The organism is Cytophagales bacterium (assembly GCA_019456305.1).
In the GTDB taxonomy this organism is placed as follows: domain Bacteria; phylum Bacteroidota; class Bacteroidia; order Cytophagales; family VRUD01; genus VRUD01.
Window position 1 is genome coordinate 1 of sequence record VRUD01000012.1, and the last position, 26997, is coordinate 26997.

Below are 26997 nucleotides of genomic sequence, written 5' to 3' on the forward strand. Positions count from 1 at the left end.
ATCCAATGTAACAGGCAACCCTTCTATTCCCATGCAAATAGATGCTTTTACCGGCAAATTAAGTGTTACCCCTGCCTCCACCGGCCTTTTTGTTTTCTCAGTGTTGTGTGAAGAATTTCGTGGCGGTGTAAAAATTGGAGCAGTAAGAAGAGATTACCAGCTTTTGGTGATTGACTGTCCCGAAAACTTAAAGCCGGAAATCAATCTGGAATTACCTGATACCTCTGCATTTTATATTGAAGGAAAAGATACTATAGTTATCTACACTGCGGATTCGACAGATAAGTGGTGTTATCAATTAGCTATAACAGATAGCAATATAAACGAAAATGTAACCATAAAAATTATTCCACAAAATTTCTCACCGGGGATAATAACCCTTTCCCAAAATCAAGGCTTTTTGGCGGATACATCCGATACATTGAAAATTGACATGTGTTGGGATGATTGCAGAAATATTCAGGATACGGCAACATTTTATATATTTGATATAGTGGTGCAGGATAATGGATGCCCTGTGCCCAAAACCGACACCCTCAGTGTAATATTATTGGTCATCCCTGAACCTAATGATACTCCAGGTGTATTTAATGATACCGTTTATATAGAACATACTGATATTGAAAATCCACTCAATAATTATGTTAAAATAATAACAAATGATACAATTTACTTCTTAATAGTTGACGATTCAATTTACTTTAATGTATCCGGCACTGACCCTGATAGCGACTTTGTATCCTTATATGCTTTTGGAGAAGGTTTTAATTTGCAGGATTACGGGATGGTTTTTAACGATACATCCGGTATTGGAAGTGTAACGTCTCAATTTTATTGGAAAATTGAATGTGATAAAGTAGAAAAAGGAATATATGTTGTAAAATTTGTTGTTGATGACAATACCTGTTTTGAATCTCATAAGGATACTATCGCGGTAAAATTTATTGTAAGAGATATATTCACGGTTGACACATTCAAAATTCCTAATGTTTTTACGCCCAATGGGGATGGTAAAAATGAGTGTTTTGAAGTAAGATCGGGAATCAGGGATTTGAATCCTGAAGTTTCTATTATTTATGATGAAAGTCAATTTCCAAAAACATCAATATATAATCGTAAGAAAGGTCTTTTAGAGCTACACAAGGCAAGCTGCAAAGATTATTTTTTTGAGATTGAAATTTATAACCGCTGGGGCAGGCTTGTTTTTAAAGATGATAAAAGAGATTTCAAATGGTGTGGAGAAGGATTTCCCGATGGAGTTTATTTCTACATAATCAGCTTTTCAGAATCTGATCATTTTAAAGGCACGGTTACGATACTCAGGTAGCTAAAGAAGAACATAACTTCACCCGCCTGCCAAAGCGCCTGTCTGTCACAGGCAGGCAGTGGCGGGCAGGTAAGTTGATTAAAAATAATATTAGCCACTAATTATAATAAATAAATTCGTTCAAATTCGTGTAATTCATGCCTAAACATTGATATTCCGATACGTATATTTAATCTATTATAAACTAAAAAAGGATAAACAAAATTTTTAAAATATAACAATAGTATTATGTTATTTAGATAAAATATCTTTATTTTGCAGTTATGAAATGGACATTTCTATATACCATTCTGTTATTGTTATTATCCCCCTTCGCCCATGCCACGCACATTGTAGGCGGAGAGTTTGAGCTTATTTATCAGACAGGATATACTTATGTGTTAAACTTAAATCTCTATTTTGATGACGTAAACGGCAATCCTGGAGCAGAGGATGACACAGTAAAAGTACATACATTTGATAAAAAAACAAATACATGGATAGAAACTTTTAGTTTGCCGAAAACAACCAACAGTGAATTTATTAAATATACCGATCCGGATTGTGAAGATAGCAGATTGAGAACCAGGATCATCAAGTACCAGGCAGAGGTTTATCTCAACCCGGCAGATTATAGTGGCCCGGAAGGATATTATCTGATCTGGGAACGCTGCTGCCGGAATAACATCATTGATAACATTAATGACCCTGGAGTTACAGGCATGACCTTTTACATGGAATTTCCCCCTGTGGACAAAGAAAATACTTCCCCATTATTCAAACTGCCTTTTGGTGATTACGCTTGTGTGGATGAATTATTTGAATACGACTTTTCTGCAGTGGATCCGGACAGTGCTCTTTTCGGTGATTCATTGGTTTATTCGCTTGTAACGCCTTTAAAAGGACATAGCAGTCTTACGCCTGGTAACGTTATACCTCCTGCAATGCCTGCACCTTATGTTATTGTTAGTTGGTTAGATCCGCCATATAGTTTATCCAATGTAACAGGCAACCCTTCTATTCCCATGCAAATAGATGCTTTTACCGGCAAATTAAGTGTTACCCCTGCCTTCACCGGCCTTTTTGTTTTCTCAGTGTTGTGTGAAGAATTTCGTGGCGGTGTGAAAATCGGAGCAGTAAGAAGAGATTACCAGCTTTTGGTGATTGACTGTCCCCAAAACATAAAGCCGGAAATCAATCTGCAATTACCAGACACCTCTGCATTTTATACAGAAGGAAAAGATACTATAGTTATCTACACTGCGGATTCGACAGATATATGGTGTTATCAATTGGCTATAACAGATAGCAATATAAACGAAAATGTAACGATAAAAATTATTCCAAATAATTTCTCACCGGGGATAATAACTCTTTCTCAAAATCAAGGCATTGTGGTGGATACATTGAAAATCGATATGTGTTGGGATGATTGCAAAAATATTCAAAACATGGCAACACTTTTTATATTTGATATAATGGTGCAGGATAGCGGATGCCCTGTGCCCAAAACCAGTACCCTCAGTGTAATATTATTGGTCATACCTGAACCTAATGATACTCCAAGTGTTTTTACTGATACTGTTTATATAGAACATACTGACTTTGACAATCCACTCAATAATTATGTTAAAACAATAACAGATGATTCAATTTACTTCTTAATAGTTGACGATTCAATTTACTTTAATGTATCCGGCACTGACCCTTATAGCAACTTTGTATCCTTATATGCACTTGGAGAAGGTTTTAATTTGCAGGATTACGGAATGGCTTTTAAAGATACATCCGGTATTGGAAGTGTAGCGTCTCAATTTTATTGGAAAATTGATTGTGATAAAGTAGAAAAAGGAATATATGTTGTTAAATTTGTTGTTGATGACAATACCTGTATTGAATCTCTTAAGGATACTATCACGGTAAAATTTATTGTAAGAGATTTCGTTACAGTTGATACATTCTTTGTTCCCAATATTTTTACGCCTAATGGTGATGGTATAAATGATTGTTTTTATATGCCTCACGGTAACATAATAAATGACTCTGTTATTTATTATGATGGAACTCAAATCCTGAAAATACAGAAATTCAATTTAAAGGAAGGTCATTTAGAACTACAAAAGGCAAGCTGTAAAGATTATTTTTTTGAAATTGAAATTTATAACCGCTGGGGCAGGGTTGTTTTTAATGATGATAAAAGAGATTTCAAATGGTGTGGAGAAGGATTTCCAGATGGGGTTTATTTCTACGTGATCAGCTTTTCAGAATCTGATCATTTTAAAGGCACGGTTACGATACTCCGATAATCGGAATTTGAATCTCGAGTACCCGGGATGAAAGTTTTTAACATATAAAGCTGTATTTTAAATAATCAGATATTGGATATTAGATATTTGCCCTACTAATTACGAATTGGCGAATTACGAATTCGTAATTCGCCAATTCGTAATTGGTAGGAATTTACGAGCATCTATCAACATCCAATATCATTTTTATCATGGCAACGAACACTAAATTCTGGTACCTCGAAAATTTCATCTTATTTAGTTGTCTTTCCAAAGATGAAATGGGGGATCTTGCGCAAAAAACAACTATGCGTAACTGCTCAAGGGATAAATTTATTTACTTTCCTGATGAACCTTCCAGGAATATTTACTTTTTAAAAGAAGGGAGGGTGAAAATCGGTTCATATTCCGAAGATGGAAAGGAAATTATAAAGACAATTTTACAACCCGGGGAGATCTTTGGAGAATTATCAATAACAGGTGAAGAAAAAAGGAATGATTTTGCTCAAGCCATAGACGATAATGTGATGATATGTGTGATGAATATGAAGGATATGGAAGAATTGATGGAAAAAAACACCAAATTAGGAATGAGACTTACAAAGCTTATCGGTTTTCGCCTTAGAAAAGTAGAGAGGAGATTAGAATCGCTTATTTTTAAAGACGCCCGCACCCGCATTGTTGATCTCATAAAAGATATGGCGACAGAAGATAGCAAAATGGTAGGCACCGAAACATTGATCATGAACAATCTTACCCATCAGGATATGGCGAAGCTAACTGCCACTTCCCGTCAAACCGTAACCACCGTTCTGAATGAATTGCGTGAAAAAAATCTTATTTATTTTGACCGGAAAAGGATATTGATCCGGGATATTGGCAAACTGATATAGGCGTTTAGGGCATCTCTAAAAACTACATATTTTTTAAAACACACCCCTTGCCCCTCTTGATAGAGGGGAATATATGGTGTAGTTTTTAGAGATGCCCTTTAGTTAGCGGTCATGCTATGGGAACACTGCAAACTTGGAACTGACGGATATAAACCGCAACTTTGCACCGTAATCAAACTGCAATAAATATGGAACAACTATTAAACATCAACGACATCAAAAAACTTTATCCAGACGAGTGGGTTTTGATTGGTAATCCTATCATGGACGACAGTAAAATAAATGTTCTGTCTGGCATACCGATATATCACAGCAAAGACCAGAAAGAAGTTTGCTACATCGGCAGGGAAAAAACGGCTAACTTTGACAAAATCACTTTGGTTTTTACCGGAACATTTAAACCAATAAGAAAGATAACTGGTATTTTCAATCGCATCAAATAATGACATTTCCATTTGAACGAGACCCCGGCAGCGGACTAATCATTGTCAATACTGAAATTGACGGGAAGTATGAACTGAAGATGGTACTTGACACAGGAGCAACCAACACAACTATTAACAGCAACGCATTGTATTTATTGGGTTACGACCTCAAGGATAACATCGGCAAAGTAGAAATTGAAACAGCTAACGGAGTTATAGAAACAGAAGTTTTTGAAGTTGGCAGTTTCGATTCTCTTGGACAATCAAAAGACAAATTTCAAATTCAGGTTTACGACTTCTTAGCTCACGGTATTTTTTTTGACTACAACGGACTTCTTGGACTGGACTTTTTAGAGGGGACAAAATTTTGCATTGACACGAAGTTAAACACAATAACATTGAGCTGATGAAAAATTTGACGCTTAATTTAAGACGACAGACCTTCGTGAACAGAGCAGCACGAACCGCTTACGAATATTTGTTGAGTACATTCGTAATTCGTGAAAATTCGTAATTTGTAGGAGATTACAAAATGAAAAACCAGCTTATAGAAGCAGTTCAAAAGCTAAAAGAAAAAGGGATTACAAAACCACAAATCGGTATTGTATTAGGTACAGGATTAGGAAACCTGATAGAAGAAATTGATATTCAAGTGGAAATTGAATATAAAAACATCCCGCACTTTCCTCTTTCAACGGTTGAAACGCATTCCGGTAAGTTAATTTATGGTGATATTTCAGGTAAAAAGGTCCTGGCAATGCAAGGACGTTTTCACTACTATGAAGGATATAGTATGAAACAAATTACTTTCCCGGTAAGGGTAATGAAACAATCAGGGATAAAATACCTCTTGTTATCAAATGCTGCCGGAAGTATGAATCCCCGGATCAGGAAAGGATCGTTAATGCTCATAGATGACCACATCAACCTTTTGCCGGATAATCCGCTAAGGGGATCAAATTTAGATGAACAGGGCCCCCGTTTCCCTGACATGAGTGAACCTTATTCACCACAATTAAACGAGAAGCTGGAAAAAATTGCAGATGAAGAAAATATCACATTACACAAAGGCGTATATGCAGCCGTTGCCGGGCCTAACCTGGAAACACGTGCAGAATATCGCTACCTGCGTGGTATGGGGGCTGATGTTGTAGGAATGTCAACTGTACCTGAAGTGATTGTAGCAAATCATTGCGGGCTGCCGTGTGCTGCCATCTCAGTGGTCACCGATGAATGTGATCCCGATAACCTTGCAAAAGTAAATATTGAGGAGATCATTGAAACTGCCAATAAAGCACAGGCTAAATTGACAAAGCTGTTTGTTGGTTTGGTAAAACAAAGAACATAATTTTATGAATTAAAATAATGAAACCACTAATTACACGAATTTAACTAATTAAGAATTACACTAATTTAATTTGTGTAATTCGTGGTTAAACATTGAGATTCCGTTACAAATATCTCTGATGAACACAATTATCTGCCCCTTCTTATTCCTGACAATTTTTAATCTCGCTCTCACTGCCTGCTCGCAGAACGATGATCTTGATAAAAAACTAAAAAACATATTAGAATACAGCGTTCCAATTATTAAAGTAGAAGAAGCGCTAACACAGGAACAAAAGGATAATGTTTATTTTTTAGACACCCGCTCCAATGAGGAATATCTTGTAAGCCACATCCCCAATGCAATCTGGACAGGCTTTGATAAATTTAATATTCAAAAAGTGCTCGATATTCCAAAGGATGCATTAATTATCACATACTGCTCAGTAGGTTACAGAAGTGAAAAGATCGGGGAAAAGCTGCAGGAATCCGGTTATAAAAATGTTTGGAATCTATACGGTGGTATCTTTGAATGGGTAAACCAGGGAAATGAAGTTTATAACAAATTTGACCAACCCACAGATAGCGTGCATACTTATAACAGGAGTTGGGCAAAATATTTAGAAAGAGGGATAAAGGTAGTAAGTAGTAAGTAGTAAGCAGTAAGCAATAGGCAGTAGACAATAGACAGTAGACAAAAGACAGTAGACAATAGACAGTAGACAATGGACAATAAGACAATAGATTAATTGTTTTTTTTACAGGACGCACCTACGGTGCTTAATTTTTTATTGTTTTAAATTTTCTTATAATTATCTTTGCATCAATTATCATTCATTATTTTTACTTTTTACTTTTTACTTTTTATAGTGCATTTGGACCAGTGAAAGAGCTTCTGATCATCTTCGTCAAAAATCCTATTAAGGGCAAGGTAAAAACCCGTTTGGCCAAAACGATAGGAGATGATAAGGCTTTGCTAGTTTATCAATCCCTGTTGAGATATACAAACAGTGTTACAAAAAACATGGGCGTCAGTAAAGCTGTTTATTATTCTGATTTTATCCCTGAAAATGATATATGGACAGATGGAGTTTTTTTAAAATACTTACAAAAAGGGGAAAACCTGGGTGAAAGAATGAAAAATTCTTTTGAGCTTGCCTTTGAGCAGCATTATCAATCCGTTGTAATAATCGGCACAGATTGCCCTACCCTATCCCAAAAGATCATTGAAGATGGTTTTTCTAAACTTAAAATTTTTGATTTTGTCACCGGCCCTGCCACTGATGGCGGTTATTATCTTTTAGGGTTGAATGACCGCATACCTGCATGGCGTTCTATCTTACAAAATAAAAAATGGAGTACAAATACCGTTTTTAAAGAAACAATGAATGATATTCAGAAATTAAATAAAACAGTCTGTGTTTTACAAAAATTATCAGATATTGATACGGAAAAAGACCTTTACAAATTACGAAGTACGAATGATGAATTCGTACTTCATAAGATAAAATCCGAAATTCAAAATCCGAAATCCGAAACCACTAATTACACTAAATTAGTGTAATGCTTAATTAGTGTAATTCGTGTAATTAGTGGTTTCATAATTCATAATTCGTAATTCATAATGGCATACATAAAAATTATTCAGCCTGAAGAAGCCGATAAACGGTTAAAAGAGATTTATCAGGATGTAATTAAACGCAGGGGCAAATTAGCTGAAGTTCATAAGGTCCAAAGCCTCAACCCTGAAACTATTGTCAAGCATATAGACTTGTATATGTCAATCATGTATGGGCGTTCACCATTAAGCAGGGCGCAGCGGGAAATGATCGGTGTGGTAGTTTCTGCTGCAAACCAGTGTACATATTGTATGATACATCATGGCATGGCTTTAAACCATTACTGGAAAGATGAGAACAAAGTAGCTCAATTGCGATTAAATCTGTCCCGCCAGAGGCGGGATCAATCCCGGGTACCCGGGTTAAATAAGGTTGATAAATTACTTTGCCAATATGCCCGGGATTTAACTAAAGAACCGGACCTGGCTAACGAAGAAAATCATGTTAAACCATTAAAACAAGCCGGCCTTGATGATAGGGCAATCCTTGACGCAACGCTGGTAATTGCTTATTTTAATTTTGTCAACAGGATGGTGACTGGGCTGGGAGTTACGTTGGAGGAAGAAGAAGCGGGAGAGTATAAATATTGAGTAGTGAACGGTTAGACAATCTTTTTTTATGAATATTTCAAAACTATCTGTTTTTTCATTGCTCTCTATATTGATCTATACCAGCAGTTGCAAAACCATAAAACCCCAACGCCCCGAAAGCTCAACCTTTACAAAAACCCCTGCAAAAGAACTATCCGTTATCAATCTCCCTGTTGAATACGCTCTGCTAAATATGGAAAAAGAAATTAACGAAGCGTTTCAGGGTGAGATTTACAGAGATGACAGCTTTGAAGATAATGAAGGCGACAATCTTATGGTAAGGGCCTCCAAAATAGAAGCTATTACCTTATCAGCAAAAGGAAATGTGATCAGCACTGATATTCCGTTGCATATTTGGTGTAAGGTTCGCTGGCAGGAGAAAATACTGGGAATTAAATTAACCAAAATCGCAGAGACCGATTTTGACATTGTATTTAAATTTAACACCCAATTTAATGTTGATAAAAAATGGAACTTAATTACCAAAACCGCATCAAGTGGGTATGAGTGGATTAAAAAACCGCTCATAAAGCTCGGGCCAATACATATCCCTGTTACAAACCTGATAGAAGATGTGATCAAAGAAAAAATGGATGAGGTGGCAAAGGAAATTGATGATGATATAAAAAATTCATTTGATGTAAGAGCGTATATAGATAGTCTTTGGTTAAATATTCAAGAACCCATATTGATCAATGAAGATTATAACTTATGGTTAAAATTAGAACCTGTAAGTTTTGTTATGACCCCCATAAAAGGCTGGCAGAAGAAAATTTACCTCAATTTTGGGATCAATACATCGCTTGAAATCGTAACGGGAAAAAAACCACTTTATATTGTCAATACCTCACTTCCGGACCTGATGATCAGAAAGGATATTGATAAAAAATTCCATCTGGTGTTGGCAGCAGAGATCTCCTATGCCGATGCTTCTAAGCTGATGTCCGATAAGATGATCGGGGAGGTTTACGAATTTAAAAATAAAAAAATAAAAATTGAAGCGGTAGATATCTATGGCAGTGGTAAAGACCTTATTCTAATGCTTGACTTTTCGGGAGATATTAAAGGCACGGTCTATTTCAGTGGTTTGCCGGAGTATGATTCATTAACCAGTACAATATCAATTGAAAGCTTTGATTTTGATGTAAAGACTACAAAAGCATTGCTTAAATTAGCAGATTGGCTCCTTCATGCAGGTTTCAAACATAAGATCAAAACAGCGTTAAAATTCCCGCTAAAAGACAAAATTTCCGAAATAAATCAATTAATTGAAAGCAGCATCAAAAGCAATCAGATAGGAGAATCTATTATATTGAATTGTGATATCACTGATATATTTCCCAAAGAAATATACCTTACTCCCGAGGCTATTAAACTGATGTTAATCATAGACGGGGAGGCGCAGTTACTAATAAAAGATTGGTGAAAAAACGCATAGAGCATAGCGCATAGCGCATAGAGCATAGAGCATAGCACATAGTGCCATAACCCCGCACTTAAATTTATGTGCGGGGTAACAAACAACCATTAACTAATAACTAAACACTAAACTACTTAATTGCTTTATATGTTTTACAACTTGACCTAAGCAGATAGGCAGTTAATTTTATTATCTTTGCATAATGTTAAAACACCTCAAAAACGCAGAGCGCAAATCGCATAGCGGTGAACCCCGCCTGTGGCGGGGCCATGCTCTATGCTCTATGCGCTATGCGCTATGCGCTTTATTTATTATTACTTCAGCGAAGTGTCATAGCCAATCCTTTAAGATCGCCAAGTTCAAATACAATGGCGGGGGCGATTGGTATGCTAACAAAACCTCTCTGCCTAACCTGATCGCATTTTGTAATAAGAACCTAAAGATGAACATTGCTGCTGAGGAAGATATTGTAGAAGCAGGCAGTCAGGAATTATTTTCATATCCATTTGTACATATGACAGGCCATGGTAATGTGGTATTCTCAAAACAAGAAGCATACAACCTGAGAAAATACCTTATAGGCGGAGGCTTTCTCCATATTGATGATAATTACGGGCTGGATAAATTTATCCGGGTGGAAATGAAAAAGGTTTTCCCTGAACTGGATTTTGTGGAGCTGCCTTTTGATCATCCTATCTACCATCAGAAGTATAATTTTCCAAAAGGTTTGCCCAAAATCCATGAGCATGACGGCAAGCCGCCACAAGGGTTTGGCCTGATCTATGAAGGACGCCTCGTTTGCTTTTATTCATACGAATGTGACCTGGGCAATGGCTGGGAAGACCAGGTTATTTATAATGATCCTGAAGAGATAAGACGACAAGCACTGAAAATGGGAGCCAATATTCTCTCATTTGCGTTGACCGATTATTAGGAGGCTTTGCAAAACTCAATTGAAAACAAAAAAATGTTATCAAAAAGAGCCAAAGACCTTATCAAACTCGCAAAGAATCCCAAATTTATATCAGGGATCTACAATTATTGCGACCGCTGGTGCGAAAAATGTCCAATGACCTCTAAGTGCCTGCTTTATGCCCAGGAAAAGGAAGAAATGAGCGATACTGATGTCAATGATATGGAAAATGAAAAATTTTGGGAAAAAATTCATACAAATTTTGAGATGGTAAGGGAAATGATAGAAGAAGATGCCAAAAGACTGGGAATAGACTTGGATTTAAATGATCCTGAGTTGGAAGAGATATCAAAAAAAGAGGAACTTAAAGAAAAAGAAGCCGAAAACCATGAACTCTCCGGGGCTGCTATGAAATATTCAGAAATGGTAGATGTTTGGTTTAAAAATGAAAAAAAGCTCTTCGAGCAAAAGAGCGATGAATTGATCACCAATGTAAAAATTGGCCTGGACGAAAAAAAGGTACTTACGGAAGCTACTGAAATCGCTGATGCCACAGAGGTGATCCGCTGGTACCAGCACCAGATATTCGTGAAACTGATGCGCGGGTTAACGAATGATGATGACCTTTTTGACGATTTTGAAGAAGACCTAATCCAGAACGATGCGAATGGTTCTGTAAAGGTTGCTTTGCTGGGAATAGATCGCTCTATTGGCGCCTTTGAAACGCTGCGAAACTATTTCACTGAAAAAAACGACTCTCTGCTGGATTTCCTCATTCACCTCGATCGTTTAAGGCGGAAAACCGAACAACATTTTCCCAATGCGCGAAAATTTATCAGAGCAGGATTTGATGATGATTCGGATAAAGGGATTTTGGAAGTAGGAAAGAAGAAGTAAATTAAGCATGGCGCATAGCGCATGGCGTCCACCCTCATTCAAGCTCTTTTTCCCCGCCAACTGGCGGGGCCATGCGCTATGCGCTATGCGCTATCGCTCCCAAAATAACTTTACACGCTTCTTTGATCTCTTCTTTTGTAATAATTAAAGGCGGTGTTATTCTCATAGCGCTGTCACAGTAAAGAAACCAATCAACAAAAACCCCGGTGGTGTCAGAAACCCTACCTGACTGTTCCGTATTTCTCGGGGAGATACATTTATCAATGATAGATTTTAATTGATCATAAGATTCAAACTGAAGCGCCATCATCAGTCCTTTACTTCTGATAGCCTTGATTTTGGGATGTGCTAATAATTCGATGAATAGTCTTTCTTTTTCCGCTACTACAGCCCCCCCCAACCCCCCCGAAGGAGGGGCTTTGCCAACGCTTTTGCCAGCCCCCCCTAAATCCCTCCTGCCACTATTTCTTACCGAATCGGTGAATGGGTGAATGGGTGAATCGGTGAATCGCTTCGTTTTCCTGTTCTCCGTTTCTCCGATTCTCCGGTTCTCCGATTCAGGGGGGCTTGGAGTTAGAGGGGGGAGGGGGGGGCTGGCAGTTGGGCTGATTAGTTCCAAAGAAGCGAGCCCTGCAGCACAGCAGACGGGATGACCACCAAAAGTAGTGATATGTCCTAAAACAGGATTGGTTTTTAAGACAGACATAATTTCCTTTGAAGAGATAAAAGCGCCAAGCGGCATACCCCCTCCGATCGCTTTGCCGCAGCATAAAATATCCGGCACAACGTCAAAATGCTCAAAAGCAAACAGCAATCCTGTTCTGCCAAAGCCTGTTTGAACCTCGTCAAAAATTAGAAGTGTGCCCGACTCGCTGCATTTGTTTCTCAGTGTTTTTAAATATTCTTTGTCAGGTATTATTACACCCGCTTCTCCCTGGATGGGCTCTATAATAACCGCTGCAATTTTATCTGTGATATATTCCAGATCTTCAGTGTCATTGAATTTTATATGTCTTACCTCCGGTAATAATGGCCTGAACGCTCTTTTAAACACTTCGCTCCCGTTTAATGATAAGGCGCCATGCGTAGAACCGTGATAGGCATTTTGAAGTGAAATAATTCCAGTTCTGCCGGTAAATCTTTTGGCTAATTTTATCGCCCCTTCTACCGCTTCACTACCGGAATTAACAAAATAGGTGCATTCTAATTGAGCAGGAAGATTTTCAGCAAGCTTTTTGGCAAGCATTACCTGTGGCGTTTGCACCAATTCTCCGTAAGCCATCAGGTGAAGATATTTATCAAGCTGCTCCTTGATCGCTTTTATAACTTCTGGATGACGGTGGCCTACATTATTCACGCCAATCCCGGATATCAGGTCTATGTACTTTTTCCTACTTGCCCCGCTTGTCCCGGTCCTATCGGGTTTTTTGGGGGCTTTTCCAAACATATATACTCCTTCTGCGTAGTCAATCTCAAGCATAGAAGGAAAATCAGAAGTTTGGGCTAAATGGTTCAGGAAATCTTGTTTTATTGTGTTCATGTATTTGTGTGTTAGTGTGTTCACGTGAGCACTTGAACATATGAACACGTGAACACTTATTTAAGGGAATGATGTTGATCAAATTTAATGGAATCACCGATGCTAATATACGAATTATACTAATTATACGAATATTAGGTACTGCTTAAATTTATGTTTTGCCTTTGTATCAATATGGATAAATACGTTTCAAGATAAATCATCATACTTTCTTCTTCTTCATTTGTATCATTCGCATACATTCGTATATTGGCATCGGTTTGACTCATTCTTGTATAGGCATTATCTACTAAATTATAGACCCCGAGTACTCGGGGGTCTTTAAGACTTTTTTAAGAGCCTAAAAAATTCAACCCTATGAAATTCTTATTAATCATTATCATCTTTTCCTTCAATAAAGATTCTCTTTCCAAAGCCGCCCTGATTGATACTATGCTTGCCGATAAATATTTTAATAAAGCTACTCAACTATTTAATAATGCCCAATATGACAGCTCTGTATTCTATCTACAAAAAGCAAGCGATATTTACCTGGCTTTAGCAAAGTCTGTTGAAGGATCAGCACAGAATTCCCCCTCTCCACTTGTGGAGAGGGGGCAGGGGGTGAGGTGGAAAAAATATGTTGAATGTAATAATGTATTGGGCAATACTTTTTATACTATAGCTGAATATAATAAAGCTGTGGATCATTTTAGCATTTCCGCTAAAATTGGTTTATTAAAATTGGGGGGTAAGCATCTCTATATTGCTGATGCTTATACGGGTCTGGGAGTTGTGTACTGGATGAGACGTGAAAATGATAAAGCGCTCAATTTTCAAAAAAAAGCCCTGGAAATAAAAAGTGCATTCTATGAAGGCGATCATCCTCATATTGGTTTGTGTTATAATAATATAGGACTTATTTATAATGATCAGGGCGATTATTATACCGCATTGGAATATTTTAACAAAGCATTATCAATCTACATGAAACACATTGCAAACCACCAGCATCCTTTGTTTACTGCTAGTTATAATAATTTAGGTCTTGTATTTTTTAATATAAAAAACTATGCAAAAGCCATTGAATGTCATCAAAAATCCCTGGAAATAAAATTAAAGACATTGGGTCCGGATCATCCTGATCTGGCTATAAGCTATAATAATCTTGGGGACGTTTATCGAATTTATGGCAACTATGACAAGTCGCTTGAGTATTTTCATAAAGCAAGAGTACTCATAGAAAATAAAATTGGCAAACAGCATCCTTATATTGCCCTCTTTTATTTTAATATCGGAAAAGTATATGCAGATAAAAGAAACCATGATGAAGCAATGAATTATTATCAGAAGGCATTGAAAGTTTCTGTAAATATTTTTGGTCAATACCACCCGGATGTAGCTGATACATATTATGAAACCGGGAACATATTTGCAGCAAAAAAGGAACTTAATACTACATTGATCTATTACCAGAAAGCCCTGAAATCATTATTCAAAGAATTTTCTAATAACAGGGTTTTTATTAATCCTGTAATACCCACTACATTTGAGAGCAAAAAAGAACGGGAGGAGTTTCTTAAGAAAATAAATTCTTTGCCTCTTTTGCTCGATGTGTTAGAGAGCAAGGCAGAGGCGTTTTATGAGAAATGGAAGATGTCACCCTAAAGGGTGACCACCCGAAGGGTGGGAAAATGCCCGCCTGCTAAAACAAAGTGACGTGCGGGGAAGATGGAAGGAAGAGTAGAAGTAGAAGTGGCAGTAAGCAGTAGACAATAGACTATGACTAATTACGAATCACTTCAAGAACAATAAAATAAAATAATCTGTGTTTAAAAATCCGGTAAATATCTTGAAAAAAATAACTTATATCCCCGCCTGCCACCCACCTGCCACAAGCCTGCCACAAGCCTTTAGCCTGTCCGCCAGACAGGCGGGCGGGCAGGTAAGCCTTTGGCGGGCAGGTCTGTAATCTGTATATTGATCTGTGTAATCTGTGTAAAAGCCCAGAATCATCATTTATCACAATTCACTTCTTTGCCCTTAAGTGTAAATCCTGCATTAACCGGTATAATCAAAAGTGAGATCAGGAGTATTGTAAATTACAGCAGCCAATGGACAACCCTGAGTTCTCCTTTTACTACTGTGGCTGCTTCTGTAGATATGCCATTTGAGCCGGATAAATTGAAATCAGGTTGGTTGGGAGGAGGATTGGTCATGTTGAATCATAAAGCAGGCGCTGGATACCTGGATTATTATAAGGGTTTGCTTTCCGGTTCATATTTAGTACCGCTCAATGAATGGTTTAAATTCCTGGGGGAAGGACATTATCTATCCTTTGGACTTCAAGTGGGCATGTTGCAGTTTACGAAGGATTTTAGTAAACTACCCGTTGATGAACAATTATTCAGTGGAACGATCAAGGAGACTAAATTGGATATGCAAACTGGAATTTTGTGGTCTTATACACCTCACCAATGGTTGAAATTTTACACGGGGGTCGCATTATCTCATTTTTTAAAGGCAAAAGATCCGTTTATTGAGTATCATCCGGGTGATTTGAAAGAGATAGACCAATCAGGAATAAAACCTGTTTTTCACAGCAATGCAATAATATATTTAGGCAGCAGAATAGAGCTATCACCCTCCATATTATATATGTATCACAAACAAGCAAACCTGTCTAACCAGAGGCGGGATGAAATAACGCTTGGTACATCTGCTGGGTTCCATTTTGGAAAATATTATAACTGGAGCGCAACCTATTATTTAGGAACCTGGTATGGATTCAAAGATGAGGTAATGTTCATGGTAGGACTCAGATATCATAAGTGGATGTTTGAGATAAGCACCGATGCTAAAATAGCCTTATTAAAACAGGCAAGTTTTGATGCGGAACATCCGGAGTTTACTTTCACATATTTAATTCATCTGCCGGGAGAAAAAGAAAAACAACGCCTGCCCTGGCTCAATCTTCAAGAATAATTAATGAAACAAGAACATAATTTCGTAAGTTGATTAAAAATTTCACCGCAAAGGTGCAAAGACGCTAAGAAAAAAACCATGAATAGAGATAAATTTAAAACTTTGCGTCATAGCCCCGAGTACTCGGGGGTGAAAACATTGAAATGCCGGTACATATTAATTATAACATTCATAATTCTTCATTTTATGATGTGCTTTCCTGTTAAAGCGCAAAATAGAGACACTACTGTAGCTAATTACTACTTCCATTTTGCCGACTCCCTCACCAAAGCCTCCCGATACGACAGCGCTATTTATTATTAATTTTTTTATTTTTTAGCTAATAACTCAAATCAGGGAATCTCACCATCCAATATCTTTTTCAACTTTTCGTGATCAATATTACCTCCTGATATCACACATACTATTTTTTTACTTGCTGCTTTTCCTGTGAGGGCGGCTGCCAGGGAGGCAGCTCCTGCACCTTCAGCGATCATGCAGTTACGCTCTGCAAGCAGTTTAATGGCATCAGCGATTTGCTTCAGACTTACAACCAACGAGTCGTCTAACAGGTTACTTACCAAAGGCCACATTTCAGGTAAGATACCTGCGCTGCCCATCCCATCCACAAAGGTTGGAGTATATTTTACTTTTTCAGGTTTACCGGTTTTGAGTGATGCTGAAAGCGGACAGGCAGTGTCTACCTCACAGGCAAAAATTTTTGTATCAGGTTTAGTAGCTTTGATAGCAGAGGCGATACCACTGCTTAAACCGCCTCCTCCATAAGGTATGATCACCGCATCAACATCAGGCAGGTCTTCAAGGATCTCCAGACCGATCACACCATTACCTGCTATTACAGCCGGATCGCTTACTGGATGTATAAACAATCCTTGCATGTCTTTATATTTCCTGTCAACTAGTACCTGCCACCAAACCTCAAAAGGAATTTTATCATACGTTGCCCCTAAGCGGCTAATGGCATTCAATTTTGTTTCCGGGGCGTGGTCCGGAACAATAACATGACAAGGTATTTTAAAATTCCGGGCAACCCATGCCACGCCCTGAGCCATATTTCCTGCACTTGCAGTATAAACACCGTTAGAAAGCTGTTGTTTTGAAGCTATACTCATAGCATTAAGCGCTCCCCGCAATTTAAATGACCCTATAGGCTGCAGATTTTCCGGTTTTAAGTAAATTTCTGCCGGTGAATCTTTAATATGAAAACGAATAAGCGGTGTACGGAAAACCTTTCTTTCAAGATTTTTTTGAGCAGCTTTTATAGCCGTAATTGGAATTGGGTTGGGTAATTGCATTTTTATAAGAATTTAGTTTGTTTTGCTGTAGCAAAATTTTTCCCAGTGTTTTTTCCAGTTTCATCAGAGTCTCCCGCCACTACAAACTTCATATCTGCCTGTTTTCGAAAAGTCAACACATTGCAGTCAGATATACCCAAAACTTAATTAGGGGACTCTGATGCACACGAAATCAAATACTATTTAATGTCCTTTCTATTCCATATCCATCAGAGTCCCCTTTTTAAGATCGTGGTATATTTGAATTTAGGAATTGCGGGAGACTCTGATGGGACTTGAAATTTTTTGTAACTCATAATTTTCTACTGTTTAAGATTTCAAGTATCCAGTATCAAGTATCAAGCATCAAGCAGTAATCAAATGCTTTTTTTGTAGACATAATATCCAGCCGCAAGATCCTCTACAGCCAGCCCCAGAGCCTTGAATATTGTAATTTCCTCCCGACTTTCTCTTCCCTTCACTTTTCTTAGCAGTACTTCTCCAATTTCTCCACCTATCTTCTCTTCTTTAATCAGCCCTTCTTTCTTAGGAATTAAGAAGTCGCCTGCCTCATTAAATAATGATTCACGCCTGTCTGTAAATAATTTTGATCTTACAACCAATTCAGAATCCAACTCACGGCTTGAAGGCGTACATGCGCCTACTGCATTAATGTGTACCCCTTGTTTGACCCATTCACCAGACAGTATTGGTTCTTTTGCAGCCGTTGTTGTACAAATAATATCTGCATCCTCAACTGTTTGCTGTACAGTTTTGCAAGCTTCTACCTTGAAATTAAGCTTCCCGGATTCATGTCTTACTAACTGTTCAGCATGTTGGTGGTTACGGCTCCAGATCTTAGCTTTTTCTATTTTTCTAACCAACGATATTGCTTCAAGGTGTCTGCTTGCCTGTACCCCCGAACCTAAGATAGCCAGGTTCCGGGCATCTTTATTCGCCAATGATCTTGTAGCAACTGCACTGACGGCTGCTGTTCTGATAGCTGTAACTTCTTCTGCATCAATAATTGAGAGCAGCTTTCCGTTTTTACTGTCAAACAATAGAATGACACCCTGGTGAGAACTCAAACCTGCCTTTTGATTTTCAGGAAATACGCTTATTACTTTAATTCCCATGATCCTGGTATCTCCTTCAAAAGCTGGCATCATGCCCAATAATCCCTTTTTACCAGGAAGCCACATTATTGAACGTAGAGGTTGTATTGATGCATCTTCAGCTAAAGTTTTTAGAGCATTGGCCATCAAATCTATGCATTTGCCCATAGAAAGGTGGGCAGCCACCTGTTCCCCATTTACGGTAACAACTTTCATAAAATTTCCTCCGAGGCCAATATACGAATGAATGCGAATTATACGAATACTTATAATGTTAATATTCTAATTTATACTAATGATACGAATAGGGTATAATGCTAATCCCGCAAATATGCGGGACTAATGATACGAATATTTTTACTCTGCTTCTTAATATAGATTTCTTTATTAGTATCATTAGTATTCATTCGTATATTAGCATTTTATTATTCGTATATTGGCATCGGGTAATAAAAGTAAATCTATATGATAATCGACCTGCGTAGCGACACCGTCACAAAGCCAACAAAACCCATGCTGGAGGCAATGTTCTCTGCCGAAGTAGGTGATGATGTATTTGAAGAAGATCCAACTGTTAAGAAGCTGGAACAAAAACTGGCTAAAATATTTAAGATGGAATCCGGGCTTTTTTGTCCATCCGGAACTATGTGCAACCAGATCGCAATAAGGATCCATACACAACCAGGGGATGAAATTATTTGTGACGAATCAGCACATATTTATAATTTTGAAGGGGGTGGCCCGGCTACTAATTCGGGCGCTTCTATTAAAGTGATAAAAGGCGCAAATGGGATCATTTCTCCGGAAGATATAAAATCAAATACCAGGTCTGTTGCAGATTGGTATGCCAGAAGTCGAATGGTCTTTATTGAAAACACTTGCAATATAACAGGTGGTAATTACTATAGACTTGAACAAATTAAGGCGCTCTCAGCGGTATGTAAGGAAAATGAACTAAAATTTCACCTTGATGGTGCCAGGATTTTCAACGCATTAGCAGAAACAAGAGATTCTCCACAGGATTTCGGTCAATACTTTGATTCTATTTCTATAGTTTTATCAAAGGGTTTAGGTTGTCCTGTTGGATCTGTCATTTTAGGAAATAAAGATTTTGTTAAAAAAGCACGGAAAACCCGGAAAATTTTAGGAGGAGGAATGCGACAAGTAGGTTATTTCGCGGCAGCCGGATTATATGCCCTGGATCATCACATCGACAGGCTAAAAGACGACCATCAAAGAGCGAGAGCTTTACAGGATATTTTAGTGGAAATTCCATTTGTAGAAGAAATTTTGCCTGTTTACACCAACATTGTCATATTTAAATTAAACAACACCATGAATAGTGAAGATTTTGAAAATAAATTATTAAAAGAAAACATCAAAGTAGTTCACCTGGACTCACGTACGATAAGGATGGTAACACATCTGGATTTTGATGATGAGATGCTTGAAAGGGTTTCTGAGGTATTAAGAAGTTTATAGTGACCTTTGAAAAACCTACTAAATCTTGCCATTCACCCTGTTAGATAATAAATTAATCTAAAAATATCCACTACCATGAAAGCACTAATATTAATTTTAATTTTAATCGGATTACTTTTTATTGATTCTCTTTTTGCTCAAGGCAAAAAGGAAATGGACCTTGCAGATATTTTAGACGAGTGGGTGCTAAATGATGACTATAATCTGACTTTTGAGAATATCAGGATCATTGAAGATAGAGCCCGTGCCATTACCGGAATTACGCGGGATGGTCAACAAGCGTCTGTATGCCTCGCGCAGGAATATCTAAAACAAACCCACAGGGAAAAGCTCAAATATGATGATGAAGGTTACATCGAAATAAATAAATCAATCAGTTTTAAGAATTCAGAATCTGAAGACCAAGAACTTTCAGAGTTTTTTTTGAAGGGTATTGCAATCGATACCCTGAAAGTATTAGCCTCAAATCTAAATATTTTAAGAATGGAAAATGTTAAGATCAATTATCTGTTTATGGATGGATTTGTTGCGCGTGATCGTGCCGGCATTTCAACTGGAATGGCGCTTAGGCAAATTAATATATCCCAATGCTTTTTTAAGGGTGGGGTTAAAATTTTGAGCTTTGAAGTTGTAATGGCCTGGATTAAGGATTCTTATTTCGGTGATAATATCACAATTATGATAGGGTCAAAGCATGGGTTATCATTTAGTGGTAACAGAGATTATATACTTAAAGATCGGGTAATCAACTTATCCGATTTTCCCAAAAAAAACTTGCAGTGGGCATCAGAACAAGTGGTTCCAAAAGATTATAAGATGATACGGATGTATTCATCCGTAGATGAGTGGTATGGTATCAAGGAAAATTTCTTTCCCAATCACGAGGTTTTCATCGGAGCCAAAACCAATAATTTCTATTTGGATGATAATTTATTTGGGCACATTACTCTTCTCATAGAATTTAATTCCATCGTTTCAACCGGTAACCATTTAATTTATGGTTTCACTCCGAAATTTCAGCTTGCAGAAAAAGTAATTGATATTGAGTGGCCACAAATAAAAGACCGGTTTAGTATAAAAATTGACTCTTTTTATGTTCATCCGGCTCATGAAAAAATAATATCAGATTGGGCTTATTATAAAAAGGTATCCCGGTTTCTATACAGTTTGTCTAATAATTATAAACAAGCCGGTTTAATTCAGTACGCCAATGAGTGCCTGGTTTTGTTTAAGAATATTGAACTTGAACGATTAAAATTTATTTTCAAAAGCGAAGGTGGTTTTGAACATTATTTCAGGTGGAAACTGGCACAACTTCTTAAAATTTATGTTGACCACGGTACTAATCCTGCCAAAGCTATTACAGTTTCAATGTATGTGATTTTCATATTTGCCATTTTCTACTTTTTCTTCCCTTCTGAATGGGATGTAACCTCCAAAAGCAGGTTAATTAAAGACTTCAAAGACTTCACCCGGAAGAACAACAAAGGCTATTTCAGGCCATTTCTATCTATGCTATTGGGATTCATAATTTCTTTGATAAATGCCCTGACACTGTCTTTAAACTCTTTTACAACCCTTGGATTTGGCAGGATACCCACCAAAGGACTGGCCCGGTATGTATGCATTATCCAGGGATTTATTGGATGGTTCCTGCTGACTATCTTTACTGTTTCGTTGATTAATCAAGTGTTGGCTTAAATGTAGTTTGTTTGCGGAATTCTGTAAAAAATGCTAAATTTGAATAATTAAAATGAACATAATTTCGTAATTTGATTATTAGTGCTAAATAGATATATTATGTATTACATTTATTTATTTAAAATATTTCACCCTCACGGGTGATCACCCGAAGGGTGAGAAATTCCGATACGAAAATTATCTGTGATGAACCCCGAAGACAAAGATATAGATATAGAATTTACCGAGCTTGAGAAGCTCACCTCCGCTATAAAAGAGACGTACAATTACGATTTCACAAACTATGCAATGTCTTCTTTCAGAAGAAGGACATGGAGAATTTTAGAAAAATATGAGCTGGATTCTGTGGAGGTGTTAACAAAAAAAATTCAGGATGACATCAATTTTTTCAAAGAGGTGCTCTCAGAAATTACCGTTAGTGTTACCGAAATGTTCAGAGACCCATCCATGTGGCAAATACTGCGAGACGATGTAATTCCGGATATCATACAGAGACCAAAGATCATTAATATCTGGCATGCAGGATGTTGTACAGGAGAAGAGGTTGTTTCAATTGCCATATTATTAAAGGAAATGGAATTATTAGACTTTGCACGTATTACAGCTACTGATATTGACCACGTAATATTAGAAACAGCTTCAAAATGTACGCCTCCCTTGAGGCATATGGATATTTACATAAAAAATTATACGGAATTTTCAGGGAAAGCAAAATTAAGTGATTATTACAAAGAGGAGAATGGCCTGGCTAAGATGGACAGGTCTTTGATGGAAAAAGTAACATTTAAAGAACACGACCTTGTTGCCGGCAAACCCTTTTCAAAATTTGATCTCATTATTTGCAGGAATGTGATGATCTATTTTAACCAGAAATTACAAAATAACGTACTAAAATTATTACACCAAAGTTTAGAAATGAACGGATATCTGATCATAGGACAACAAGAGTCTTTGATATGGTGTGAAATAGCGAATAAATTCAGTGTAGTGAACTACAGGGAAAAAGTTTATAAAAAAATAGCAGAATAGCTGACCCCGAGTGGTAGAGACGTTGCATTGCAACGTCTCTACCACTCGGGGACAACTATTTGTACATTTCGAAAATATATTTAAATGAATACAAACAATAGTTATGAAGCAATCGTGATAGGCGGCTCTGCAGGGAGTTTTAAGATGGTATTGAAAATTTTAAATAAGATACCTGCCAACTTTAAGTTGCCCATTATCATGGTCTTACACCGCCTGAAGGATGTAAAGCATGGCTTTAAAGAAGCATTATCCATTAAATCAACCAAACCTGTTTATGAGCCTTCTGACAGTGAAGTTATTAAAAGTGGGAATGTGTACCTTGCTCCTGCAAATTATCATATAGTGGTTGAACCCGGTTTTAAATTTTTCCTTTCCAAAGGAAAAGTAGTGCACCACTCACGTCCGTCCATTGATATCACCTTTAATTCTGCCGCTAATGTTTATAAAAACAAACTGATAGGGATCTTGCTGTCAGGTGCTAATAAAGATGGTGCGTCGGGGATGAAAAAAATAAAAGACAAAGGCGGCTTAACTATCATACAGGACCCGGCTGAATGTTTGGTAGATACCATGCCTGTAGCGGCATTAAATGTAACAGAAATTGACCATATTTACAAAGTAAATGAAATCATTAAATTTTTGAACAGGTTATAAATTCCTATTTTCAATCAACCTTTTTATTTCTTGTTTAGTTTAAGAGTTTTTTTGCCTCTTTTTGAAAGTTCTCAGTTGAAATTACCTTAACACTCATTCAAAAATTCTCTTAAAGTTTTTCCCTTTTTCTTTCCTTTTTTAATTTCTTCTACTTCATCAAGGGCATTTGCAATTCCATTCAGAACCTTAATCTTGTTTTGCAGTTTTTCGTGTTCATTTTTAAATCTTTCCCAATTTTTCATTGGAATGACAACTGCTGTGTTATGTCCGTTCTGGTCAGTGATATATTTTAGTTGAAGTTCCATTTTAGTTGGTTTTTTGTAAATATAACGAATTTTATTAATTGTTAAAAATTTTTGAGTCAATAATTTTACGTTACTATTATAGAAAAGTTTTTTTCGTTCGCTCTTTAATCAGTTGTAGGTATTCTTTTTTCAATTCTTCTGCTAAAAAACAAATCTGAATAAATTCGATTATATTTTTTATAAATGAAAGCTTTTAAGCTACTTAGATGAATATACCATGATCACGGATATTCCCAAATTCATTCATTCTCACCTTACAATCATAAATTTGGTAATAGCATGCCTCCCTTCATTATTATCTACTTCCATAAAATACACTCCATTGCTCCAACCTTGAATAGAAATACTAGTAGTGTTTTGTTCGTTTACATCAATATTATTCACTTCAACACCTAACGCGTTTAAGACCCGAATTGAGATTATAGTAGATTCATTCCACTTTATCGTTACAAAATCCTGAGCAGGATTAGGGTAAATCTTCACCTCCAGGCCATTTTCGTTCAAATGATCAATTCCGGTTGAGCTAATTCTTCCTTTGATATCATATTTAGCAAAAAACTCCCAAATTTTAAATGAGGCATCAATGTCGTAGTTGGTAGTTCCAATTACTATGGGTGCCCCAGGCCAGGTGTGTGCTCCGTTAATTATTTTATAATGCTCTACTTCTACTCCGTTAATACCATTTTGATAGAGATGATGCTCTGCAGTACAACCATCTAATGTATCAATATCAGGCACATTAGTAACAATTGCAGGGGTATCGCACTGATTGAAACTCACCCAATAGCCGAGCGTATTATCAATAGATTCAATAGAGCCGGCTATGCCATTGTAGGGTACAGTAGGGTCTGCAGTTCCATGAATTTCCATCACCGGCATTGGATGCTGAGGGTTGCAGGACAGTGACTGGTTAAAATTCATGGTTCCGGTAACCGATGCAATAGCTGCAATACGATTACTCAGCTCGCAGGCCAACGTATAACTCATAAATCCACCATTAGACATGCCGGTGCTATAAACCCTGTTAAGATCAATATTATATTCTGAAGCAAGAGAATCTATCAATGCTCCAGTAAAACCGATATCATCAACGATACCGCCCCAATTAGCGTTCCAGTAAGGTTGTCCATTGATATCCAACGTACCCATTGGATGCACTAATAAAAAGCCCGCAGTGTCTGCAATCATGCGGAAGTCACCATAAAACATCTGCTGATTGGCATTGCTGGTATAACCATGGAAATTAATTACCAGAGGAGCTGGACTTCCAGGTGAATATGTTGCAGGTACATATAAAATATATGATCGTTGTAATCCATCATGTGTAATGGTGTCATTAATCGTTTGTTGACCGAGGCAGAGAGTCGCTGCTAAAGAAAAACAGATGAGAAATAGAGGGTTCATAGAATTTGAACAGATTTTATCTTTTGAACTTGAATTTAAAACCAACGTCTGCAATATACAAAAAGTAGTAAATCTGTATTTATTTATTGATTTCATATTGTAAGGATAAAAGAGCCTTTATTTTGCTCATTAAACCATTAATTTTTTATCCGCAATATATTCATCGTAATCCATTACTTTATCAATAATACCCTTAGGAGTAAGTTCAATAATTCTGTTACAAGCGGTATCAATTTCTCCCGAAATTGCCTTTAAAAGTGTTGATTTTCCCGAACCGTTTGCTCCTATCACTCCATAACAATTTCCTGCTGTAAATTTCATATTCACATCCTGGAACAACACTCTCTTACCAAATTGAATTCTTAAATCCGAAACTGTGATCATTTGAATAAATAGTTTTATAGCATTATACTATGTTGTAGGTAGTTCTCTTTTAATTAATTGTTCAAAACCCGGACTCATATAAAAAGCTTTGGTTTTTTTATTCGTTTGTATAATTTCCAAATATCCTTTGTTAACAAGTTCTGTTAAATCATTTCTCCCTGTCTGATTAGATACGTTAAGTCTGGTTTCAACTTCCTTTACAGTTAGTAATATATCAGGTTCCTCATAAATCCATTTTATTATCATTGCCTGGCGTTCATTAAGTCCTTTGATTCGTTGAAAGTGTATAAATCGTTTCTTCTCATTAATTTTTCTTTGAATATACTCTCTTAAACTTTCATAAGCTAAATTCATAGTTTTTAGCTTGTAATTAATAAAGTAAGTCAAGTCATTTTCATCTATTTCGCTATGGATGAATGATAAAGCATATTGAGTTTTGCTTTTTACGATTAGCCTTGAAATAGAAAGATATTCAGTCAACCAATAACCACTTCTAAGTAAGAACCAATAGAATAATGCTCTTGCACATCTTCCGTTTCCATCTACAAAAGGATGAATGAAACCGATCATGAAATGAATAATACACCCTTTAATAATTGGATGGATGAATTGATCATTGTTCTTTTCATTAAAGAAGGAAAATAACTCCTCCATTAGTTTTGGCACCTCTTTGTAATCAGGTGGAGTATGAATAATTTCACCGTCTGTTGCGTCAATTACATTTACGTCATTATTTTCTCTGTAAGCTCCTTCATCATTTGAGTCGTCTAATGTTCGACTTGTAATTAACTCATGAATTTCAAATAGCTTATCAATGGTTAAAGACTCATTTTGTATTTCAGCTATATGTTTAATTGTTAAGTAATTATTTACGATCATCTGCTCAGATTTATTTCTTGGTTTTTTACTTTTTCTGAGCATTTCTTTAGCTTTTTTCCTGGTAGTAACGGCTCCCTCAATTTGGCTTGAAGCAATTGCCTCTTCCATTATAGAACTAATCAGGTATCTTTTTTTATCCTCTTTTGGGATTACGCTTTTTGTTCCCAATTGACCTCCAATATTTAAATCGAATTCGTGAAGCTTTTTCTGAATAAAATCGGTTAAATTGAATTTGAAATTATATTTCCCAAATTTCAAATGCTTGGCATGAATCGCACGACTGAATTTGATTGCTGCCCATAGAATTTTTGCGTCCTTTTTTTGCTGCAGTTTTTGATATTTTACCTCATCCCAGTAAAGGTACCTTTCATTAATATTTTTTATTAATGACTGAAACGTACTATCCCTAAGCAGTTTAATTCCTTCATTAATGTATCTGTATTTCATCCAGCTAGCAGGGGGGTGTTCAGTTTTTCTCATTTCCTAAAATGTCCTAATTTATGAAAAATTTGGAAATAATGCAAAGATAGTGATTTTTCCTAAAATGTCCTGATTTTTAAATAATTTGGAAATAATGACGGTTTCTCTCTTT

At 36.8% G+C, this 26997-nt stretch carries 25 protein-coding genes and 2 pseudogenes; 19 read left to right on the top strand and 8 right to left on the bottom strand.

Going from position 1 to position 26997, the window contains the following annotated elements:
* From FVQ77_03985 to FVQ77_04040, 12 genes are all read left to right on the top strand, one after another.
* On the top strand, nucleotides 1-1327 hold a 1327-nt coding region (locus FVQ77_03985), incomplete at its 5' end, for a gliding motility-associated C-terminal domain-containing protein (GenBank protein MBW8049495.1).
* 263 nt (nucleotides 1328-1590) lie between these two features.
* Entirely contained in the window at nucleotides 1591-3612 is a 2022-nt protein-coding gene (locus FVQ77_03990; GenBank protein ID MBW8049496.1) for a gliding motility-associated C-terminal domain-containing protein, read from the top strand.
* A gap of 191 nt (nucleotides 3613-3803) precedes the next feature.
* A complete protein-coding gene (locus FVQ77_03995; protein MBW8049497.1) occupies nucleotides 3804-4484 on the top strand; it encodes a Crp/Fnr family transcriptional regulator in 681 nt (226 codons plus the stop codon).
* Nucleotides 4485-4672: 188 nt separating this feature from the next.
* Nucleotides 4673-4927: a hypothetical protein gene (locus FVQ77_04000; protein MBW8049498.1), complete on the top strand. Its 255-nt coding sequence runs from the start codon at nucleotides 4673-4675 to the stop codon at nucleotides 4925-4927.
* Nucleotides 4927-5316: a hypothetical protein gene (locus FVQ77_04005; protein MBW8049499.1), complete on the top strand. Its 390-nt coding sequence runs from the start codon at nucleotides 4927-4929 to the stop codon at nucleotides 5314-5316. The genes FVQ77_04000 and FVQ77_04005 overlap by 1 nt, the downstream gene beginning before the upstream one ends.
* Before the next feature lie 125 nt (nucleotides 5317-5441).
* Nucleotides 5442-6257, top strand: a complete 816-nt coding sequence (locus tag FVQ77_04010) for a purine-nucleoside phosphorylase (protein MBW8049500.1) — start codon at nucleotides 5442-5444, stop codon at nucleotides 6255-6257.
* A 118-nt stretch (nucleotides 6258-6375) separates the two neighbouring features.
* Nucleotides 6376-6891: a rhodanese-like domain-containing protein gene (locus FVQ77_04015; protein ID MBW8049501.1), complete on the top strand. Its 516-nt coding sequence runs from the start codon at nucleotides 6376-6378 to the stop codon at nucleotides 6889-6891.
* A 227-nt stretch (nucleotides 6892-7118) separates the two neighbouring features.
* The gene (locus tag FVQ77_04020; protein MBW8049502.1) at nucleotides 7119-7799 is read left to right on the top strand and encodes a glycosyltransferase; all 681 of its coding nucleotides are present in this window, start codon (nucleotides 7119-7121) and stop codon (nucleotides 7797-7799) included.
* A gap of 60 nt (nucleotides 7800-7859) precedes the next feature.
* Nucleotides 7860-8444 carry a peroxidase-related enzyme gene (locus FVQ77_04025; GenBank protein MBW8049503.1) on the top strand — a complete coding sequence of 195 codons (585 nt, stop codon included), beginning with the start codon at nucleotides 7860-7862 and terminating at the stop codon, nucleotides 8442-8444.
* Between the two features lie 28 nt (nucleotides 8445-8472).
* Nucleotides 8473-9870, top strand: a complete 1398-nt coding sequence (locus FVQ77_04030) for a DUF4403 family protein (GenBank protein ID MBW8049504.1) — start codon at nucleotides 8473-8475, stop codon at nucleotides 9868-9870.
* A gap of 277 nt (nucleotides 9871-10147) precedes the next feature.
* A complete protein-coding gene (locus FVQ77_04035) occupies nucleotides 10148-10798 on the top strand; it encodes a DUF4159 domain-containing protein (protein ID MBW8049505.1) in 651 nt (216 codons plus the stop codon).
* 33 nt (nucleotides 10799-10831) lie between these two features.
* Nucleotides 10832-11674 (top strand): hypothetical protein, encoded by an 843-nt coding sequence (locus FVQ77_04040; protein ID MBW8049506.1) that lies wholly within the window; start codon nucleotides 10832-10834, stop codon nucleotides 11672-11674.
* Between the two features lie 76 nt (nucleotides 11675-11750).
* Here the strand turns inward: FVQ77_04040 and FVQ77_04045 are convergent, their stop codons facing one another.
* On the bottom strand, nucleotides 11751-11984 hold the full coding sequence (locus FVQ77_04045) for a hypothetical protein (GenBank protein ID MBW8049507.1): 234 nt from the start codon (nucleotides 11982-11984) through the stop codon (nucleotides 11751-11753).
* Nucleotides 11985-12140: 156 nt separating this feature from the next.
* Nucleotides 12141-13214: pseudogene (locus FVQ77_04050) on the bottom strand (aspartate aminotransferase family protein).
* Nucleotides 13215-13571: 357 nt separating this feature from the next.
* Here FVQ77_04050 and FVQ77_04055 point away from each other — a divergent pair.
* From FVQ77_04055 to FVQ77_04065, 3 genes are all read left to right on the top strand, one after another.
* On the top strand, nucleotides 13572-14861 hold the full coding sequence (locus FVQ77_04055; protein MBW8049508.1) for a tetratricopeptide repeat protein: 1290 nt from the start codon (nucleotides 13572-13574) through the stop codon (nucleotides 14859-14861).
* Nucleotides 14862-15146: 285 nt separating this feature from the next.
* Nucleotides 15147-16178 (top strand): type IX secretion system membrane protein PorP/SprF, encoded by a 1032-nt coding sequence (locus FVQ77_04060; GenBank protein MBW8049509.1) that lies wholly within the window; start codon nucleotides 15147-15149, stop codon nucleotides 16176-16178.
* 78 nt (nucleotides 16179-16256) lie between these two features.
* Nucleotides 16257-16481, top strand: coding sequence for a hypothetical protein (locus tag FVQ77_04065; protein ID MBW8049510.1), 225 nt, complete (start codon nucleotides 16257-16259; stop codon nucleotides 16479-16481).
* A gap of 29 nt (nucleotides 16482-16510) precedes the next feature.
* Here the strand turns inward: FVQ77_04065 and FVQ77_04070 are convergent, their stop codons facing one another.
* Nucleotides 16511-17473: a threonine/serine dehydratase gene (locus FVQ77_04070; protein ID MBW8049511.1), complete on the bottom strand. Its 963-nt coding sequence runs from the start codon at nucleotides 17471-17473 to the stop codon at nucleotides 16511-16513.
* 356 nt (nucleotides 17474-17829) lie between these two features.
* Nucleotides 17830-18783, bottom strand: a complete 954-nt coding sequence (locus tag FVQ77_04075; protein MBW8049512.1) for an ornithine cyclodeaminase family protein — start codon at nucleotides 18781-18783, stop codon at nucleotides 17830-17832.
* 249 nt (nucleotides 18784-19032) lie between these two features.
* On the opposite strand from FVQ77_04075, the gene FVQ77_04080 reads away from it, so the two are divergent.
* The 4 genes from FVQ77_04080 to FVQ77_04095 all read left to right on the top strand — a co-directional run bounded on the left by FVQ77_04080 (nucleotide 19033) and on the right by FVQ77_04095 (nucleotide 23433).
* Entirely contained in the window at nucleotides 19033-20049 is a 1017-nt protein-coding gene (locus tag FVQ77_04080) for a threonine aldolase (protein MBW8049513.1), read from the top strand.
* A 75-nt stretch (nucleotides 20050-20124) separates the two neighbouring features.
* Entirely contained in the window at nucleotides 20125-21750 is a 1626-nt protein-coding gene (locus tag FVQ77_04085; GenBank protein MBW8049514.1) for a two pore domain potassium channel family protein, read from the top strand.
* A gap of 186 nt (nucleotides 21751-21936) precedes the next feature.
* A complete protein-coding gene (locus FVQ77_04090; GenBank protein ID MBW8049515.1) occupies nucleotides 21937-22779 on the top strand; it encodes a protein-glutamate O-methyltransferase CheR in 843 nt (280 codons plus the stop codon).
* Between the two features lie 84 nt (nucleotides 22780-22863).
* Nucleotides 22864-23433, top strand: coding sequence for a chemotaxis protein CheB (locus FVQ77_04095; GenBank protein MBW8049516.1), 570 nt, complete (start codon nucleotides 22864-22866; stop codon nucleotides 23431-23433).
* Nucleotides 23434-23519: 86 nt separating this feature from the next.
* Here FVQ77_04095 and FVQ77_04100 read toward each other — a convergent pair whose 3' ends face one another.
* The 4 genes and pseudogenes from FVQ77_04100 to FVQ77_04115 form a co-directional block, all read right to left on the bottom strand.
* Nucleotides 23520-23738: a hypothetical protein gene (locus tag FVQ77_04100; GenBank protein ID MBW8049517.1), complete on the bottom strand. Its 219-nt coding sequence runs from the start codon at nucleotides 23736-23738 to the stop codon at nucleotides 23520-23522.
* Nucleotides 23739-23987: 249 nt separating this feature from the next.
* On the bottom strand, nucleotides 23988-25238 hold the full coding sequence (locus FVQ77_04105; protein ID MBW8049518.1) for a T9SS type A sorting domain-containing protein: 1251 nt from the start codon (nucleotides 25236-25238) through the stop codon (nucleotides 23988-23990).
* 132 nt (nucleotides 25239-25370) lie between these two features.
* Nucleotides 25371-25526 (bottom strand): annotated as a pseudogene (locus FVQ77_04110) (ATP-binding cassette domain-containing protein).
* Nucleotides 25527-25553: 27 nt separating this feature from the next.
* Nucleotides 25554-26885, bottom strand: coding sequence for a Fic family protein (locus tag FVQ77_04115; GenBank protein ID MBW8049519.1), 1332 nt, complete (start codon nucleotides 26883-26885; stop codon nucleotides 25554-25556).
* Between the last annotated feature and the right edge of the window lie 112 nt (nucleotides 26886-26997).

Excerpts from the sequence above, each read along its gene's own strand:
- FVQ77_04030 (MBW8049504.1), top strand. The coding sequence starts at position 8,473 with ATGAATATTTCAAAACTATCTGTTTTTTCATTGCTCTCTATATTGATC.
- FVQ77_04100 (MBW8049517.1), bottom strand. The coding sequence starts at position 23,738 with ATGGAACTTCAACTAAAATATATCACTGACCAGAACGGACATAACACA.
- FVQ77_04010 (MBW8049500.1), top strand. The coding sequence starts at position 5,442 with ATGAAAAACCAGCTTATAGAAGCAGTTCAAAAGCTAAAAGAAAAAGGG.
- FVQ77_04105 (MBW8049518.1), bottom strand. The coding sequence starts at position 25,238 with ATGAAATCAATAAATAAATACAGATTTACTACTTTTTGTATATTGCAG.
- FVQ77_04070 (MBW8049511.1), bottom strand. The coding sequence starts at position 17,473 with ATGCAATTACCCAACCCAATTCCAATTACGGCTATAAAAGCTGCTCAA.
- FVQ77_04000 (MBW8049498.1), top strand. The coding sequence starts at position 4,673 with ATGGAACAACTATTAAACATCAACGACATCAAAAAACTTTATCCAGAC.
- FVQ77_04065 (MBW8049510.1), top strand. The coding sequence starts at position 16,257 with ATGAATAGAGATAAATTTAAAACTTTGCGTCATAGCCCCGAGTACTCG.
- FVQ77_04040 (MBW8049506.1), top strand. The coding sequence starts at position 10,832 with ATGTTATCAAAAAGAGCCAAAGACCTTATCAAACTCGCAAAGAATCCC.
- FVQ77_04035 (MBW8049505.1), top strand. The coding sequence starts at position 10,148 with ATGCGCTATGCGCTATGCGCTTTATTTATTATTACTTCAGCGAAGTGT.
- FVQ77_04025 (MBW8049503.1), top strand. The coding sequence starts at position 7,860 with ATGGCATACATAAAAATTATTCAGCCTGAAGAAGCCGATAAACGGTTA.
- FVQ77_03995 (MBW8049497.1), top strand. The coding sequence starts at position 3,804 with ATGGCAACGAACACTAAATTCTGGTACCTCGAAAATTTCATCTTATTT.
- FVQ77_04115 (MBW8049519.1), bottom strand. The coding sequence starts at position 26,885 with ATGAGAAAAACTGAACACCCCCCTGCTAGCTGGATGAAATACAGATAC.
- FVQ77_04080 (MBW8049513.1), top strand. The coding sequence starts at position 19,033 with ATGATAATCGACCTGCGTAGCGACACCGTCACAAAGCCAACAAAACCC.
- FVQ77_04055 (MBW8049508.1), top strand. The coding sequence starts at position 13,572 with ATGAAATTCTTATTAATCATTATCATCTTTTCCTTCAATAAAGATTCT.
- FVQ77_04095 (MBW8049516.1), top strand. The coding sequence starts at position 22,864 with ATGAATACAAACAATAGTTATGAAGCAATCGTGATAGGCGGCTCTGCA.
- FVQ77_04005 (MBW8049499.1), top strand. The coding sequence starts at position 4,927 with ATGACATTTCCATTTGAACGAGACCCCGGCAGCGGACTAATCATTGTC.
- FVQ77_04075 (MBW8049512.1), bottom strand. The coding sequence starts at position 18,783 with ATGAAAGTTGTTACCGTAAATGGGGAACAGGTGGCTGCCCACCTTTCT.
- FVQ77_04090 (MBW8049515.1), top strand. The coding sequence starts at position 21,937 with ATGAACCCCGAAGACAAAGATATAGATATAGAATTTACCGAGCTTGAG.
- FVQ77_04045 (MBW8049507.1), bottom strand. The coding sequence starts at position 11,984 with ATGATGGCGCTTCAGTTTGAATCTTATGATCAATTAAAATCTATCATT.
- FVQ77_03990 (MBW8049496.1), top strand. The coding sequence starts at position 1,591 with ATGAAATGGACATTTCTATATACCATTCTGTTATTGTTATTATCCCCC.
- FVQ77_04085 (MBW8049514.1), top strand. The coding sequence starts at position 20,125 with ATGAAAGCACTAATATTAATTTTAATTTTAATCGGATTACTTTTTATT.
- FVQ77_04015 (MBW8049501.1), top strand. The coding sequence starts at position 6,376 with ATGAACACAATTATCTGCCCCTTCTTATTCCTGACAATTTTTAATCTC.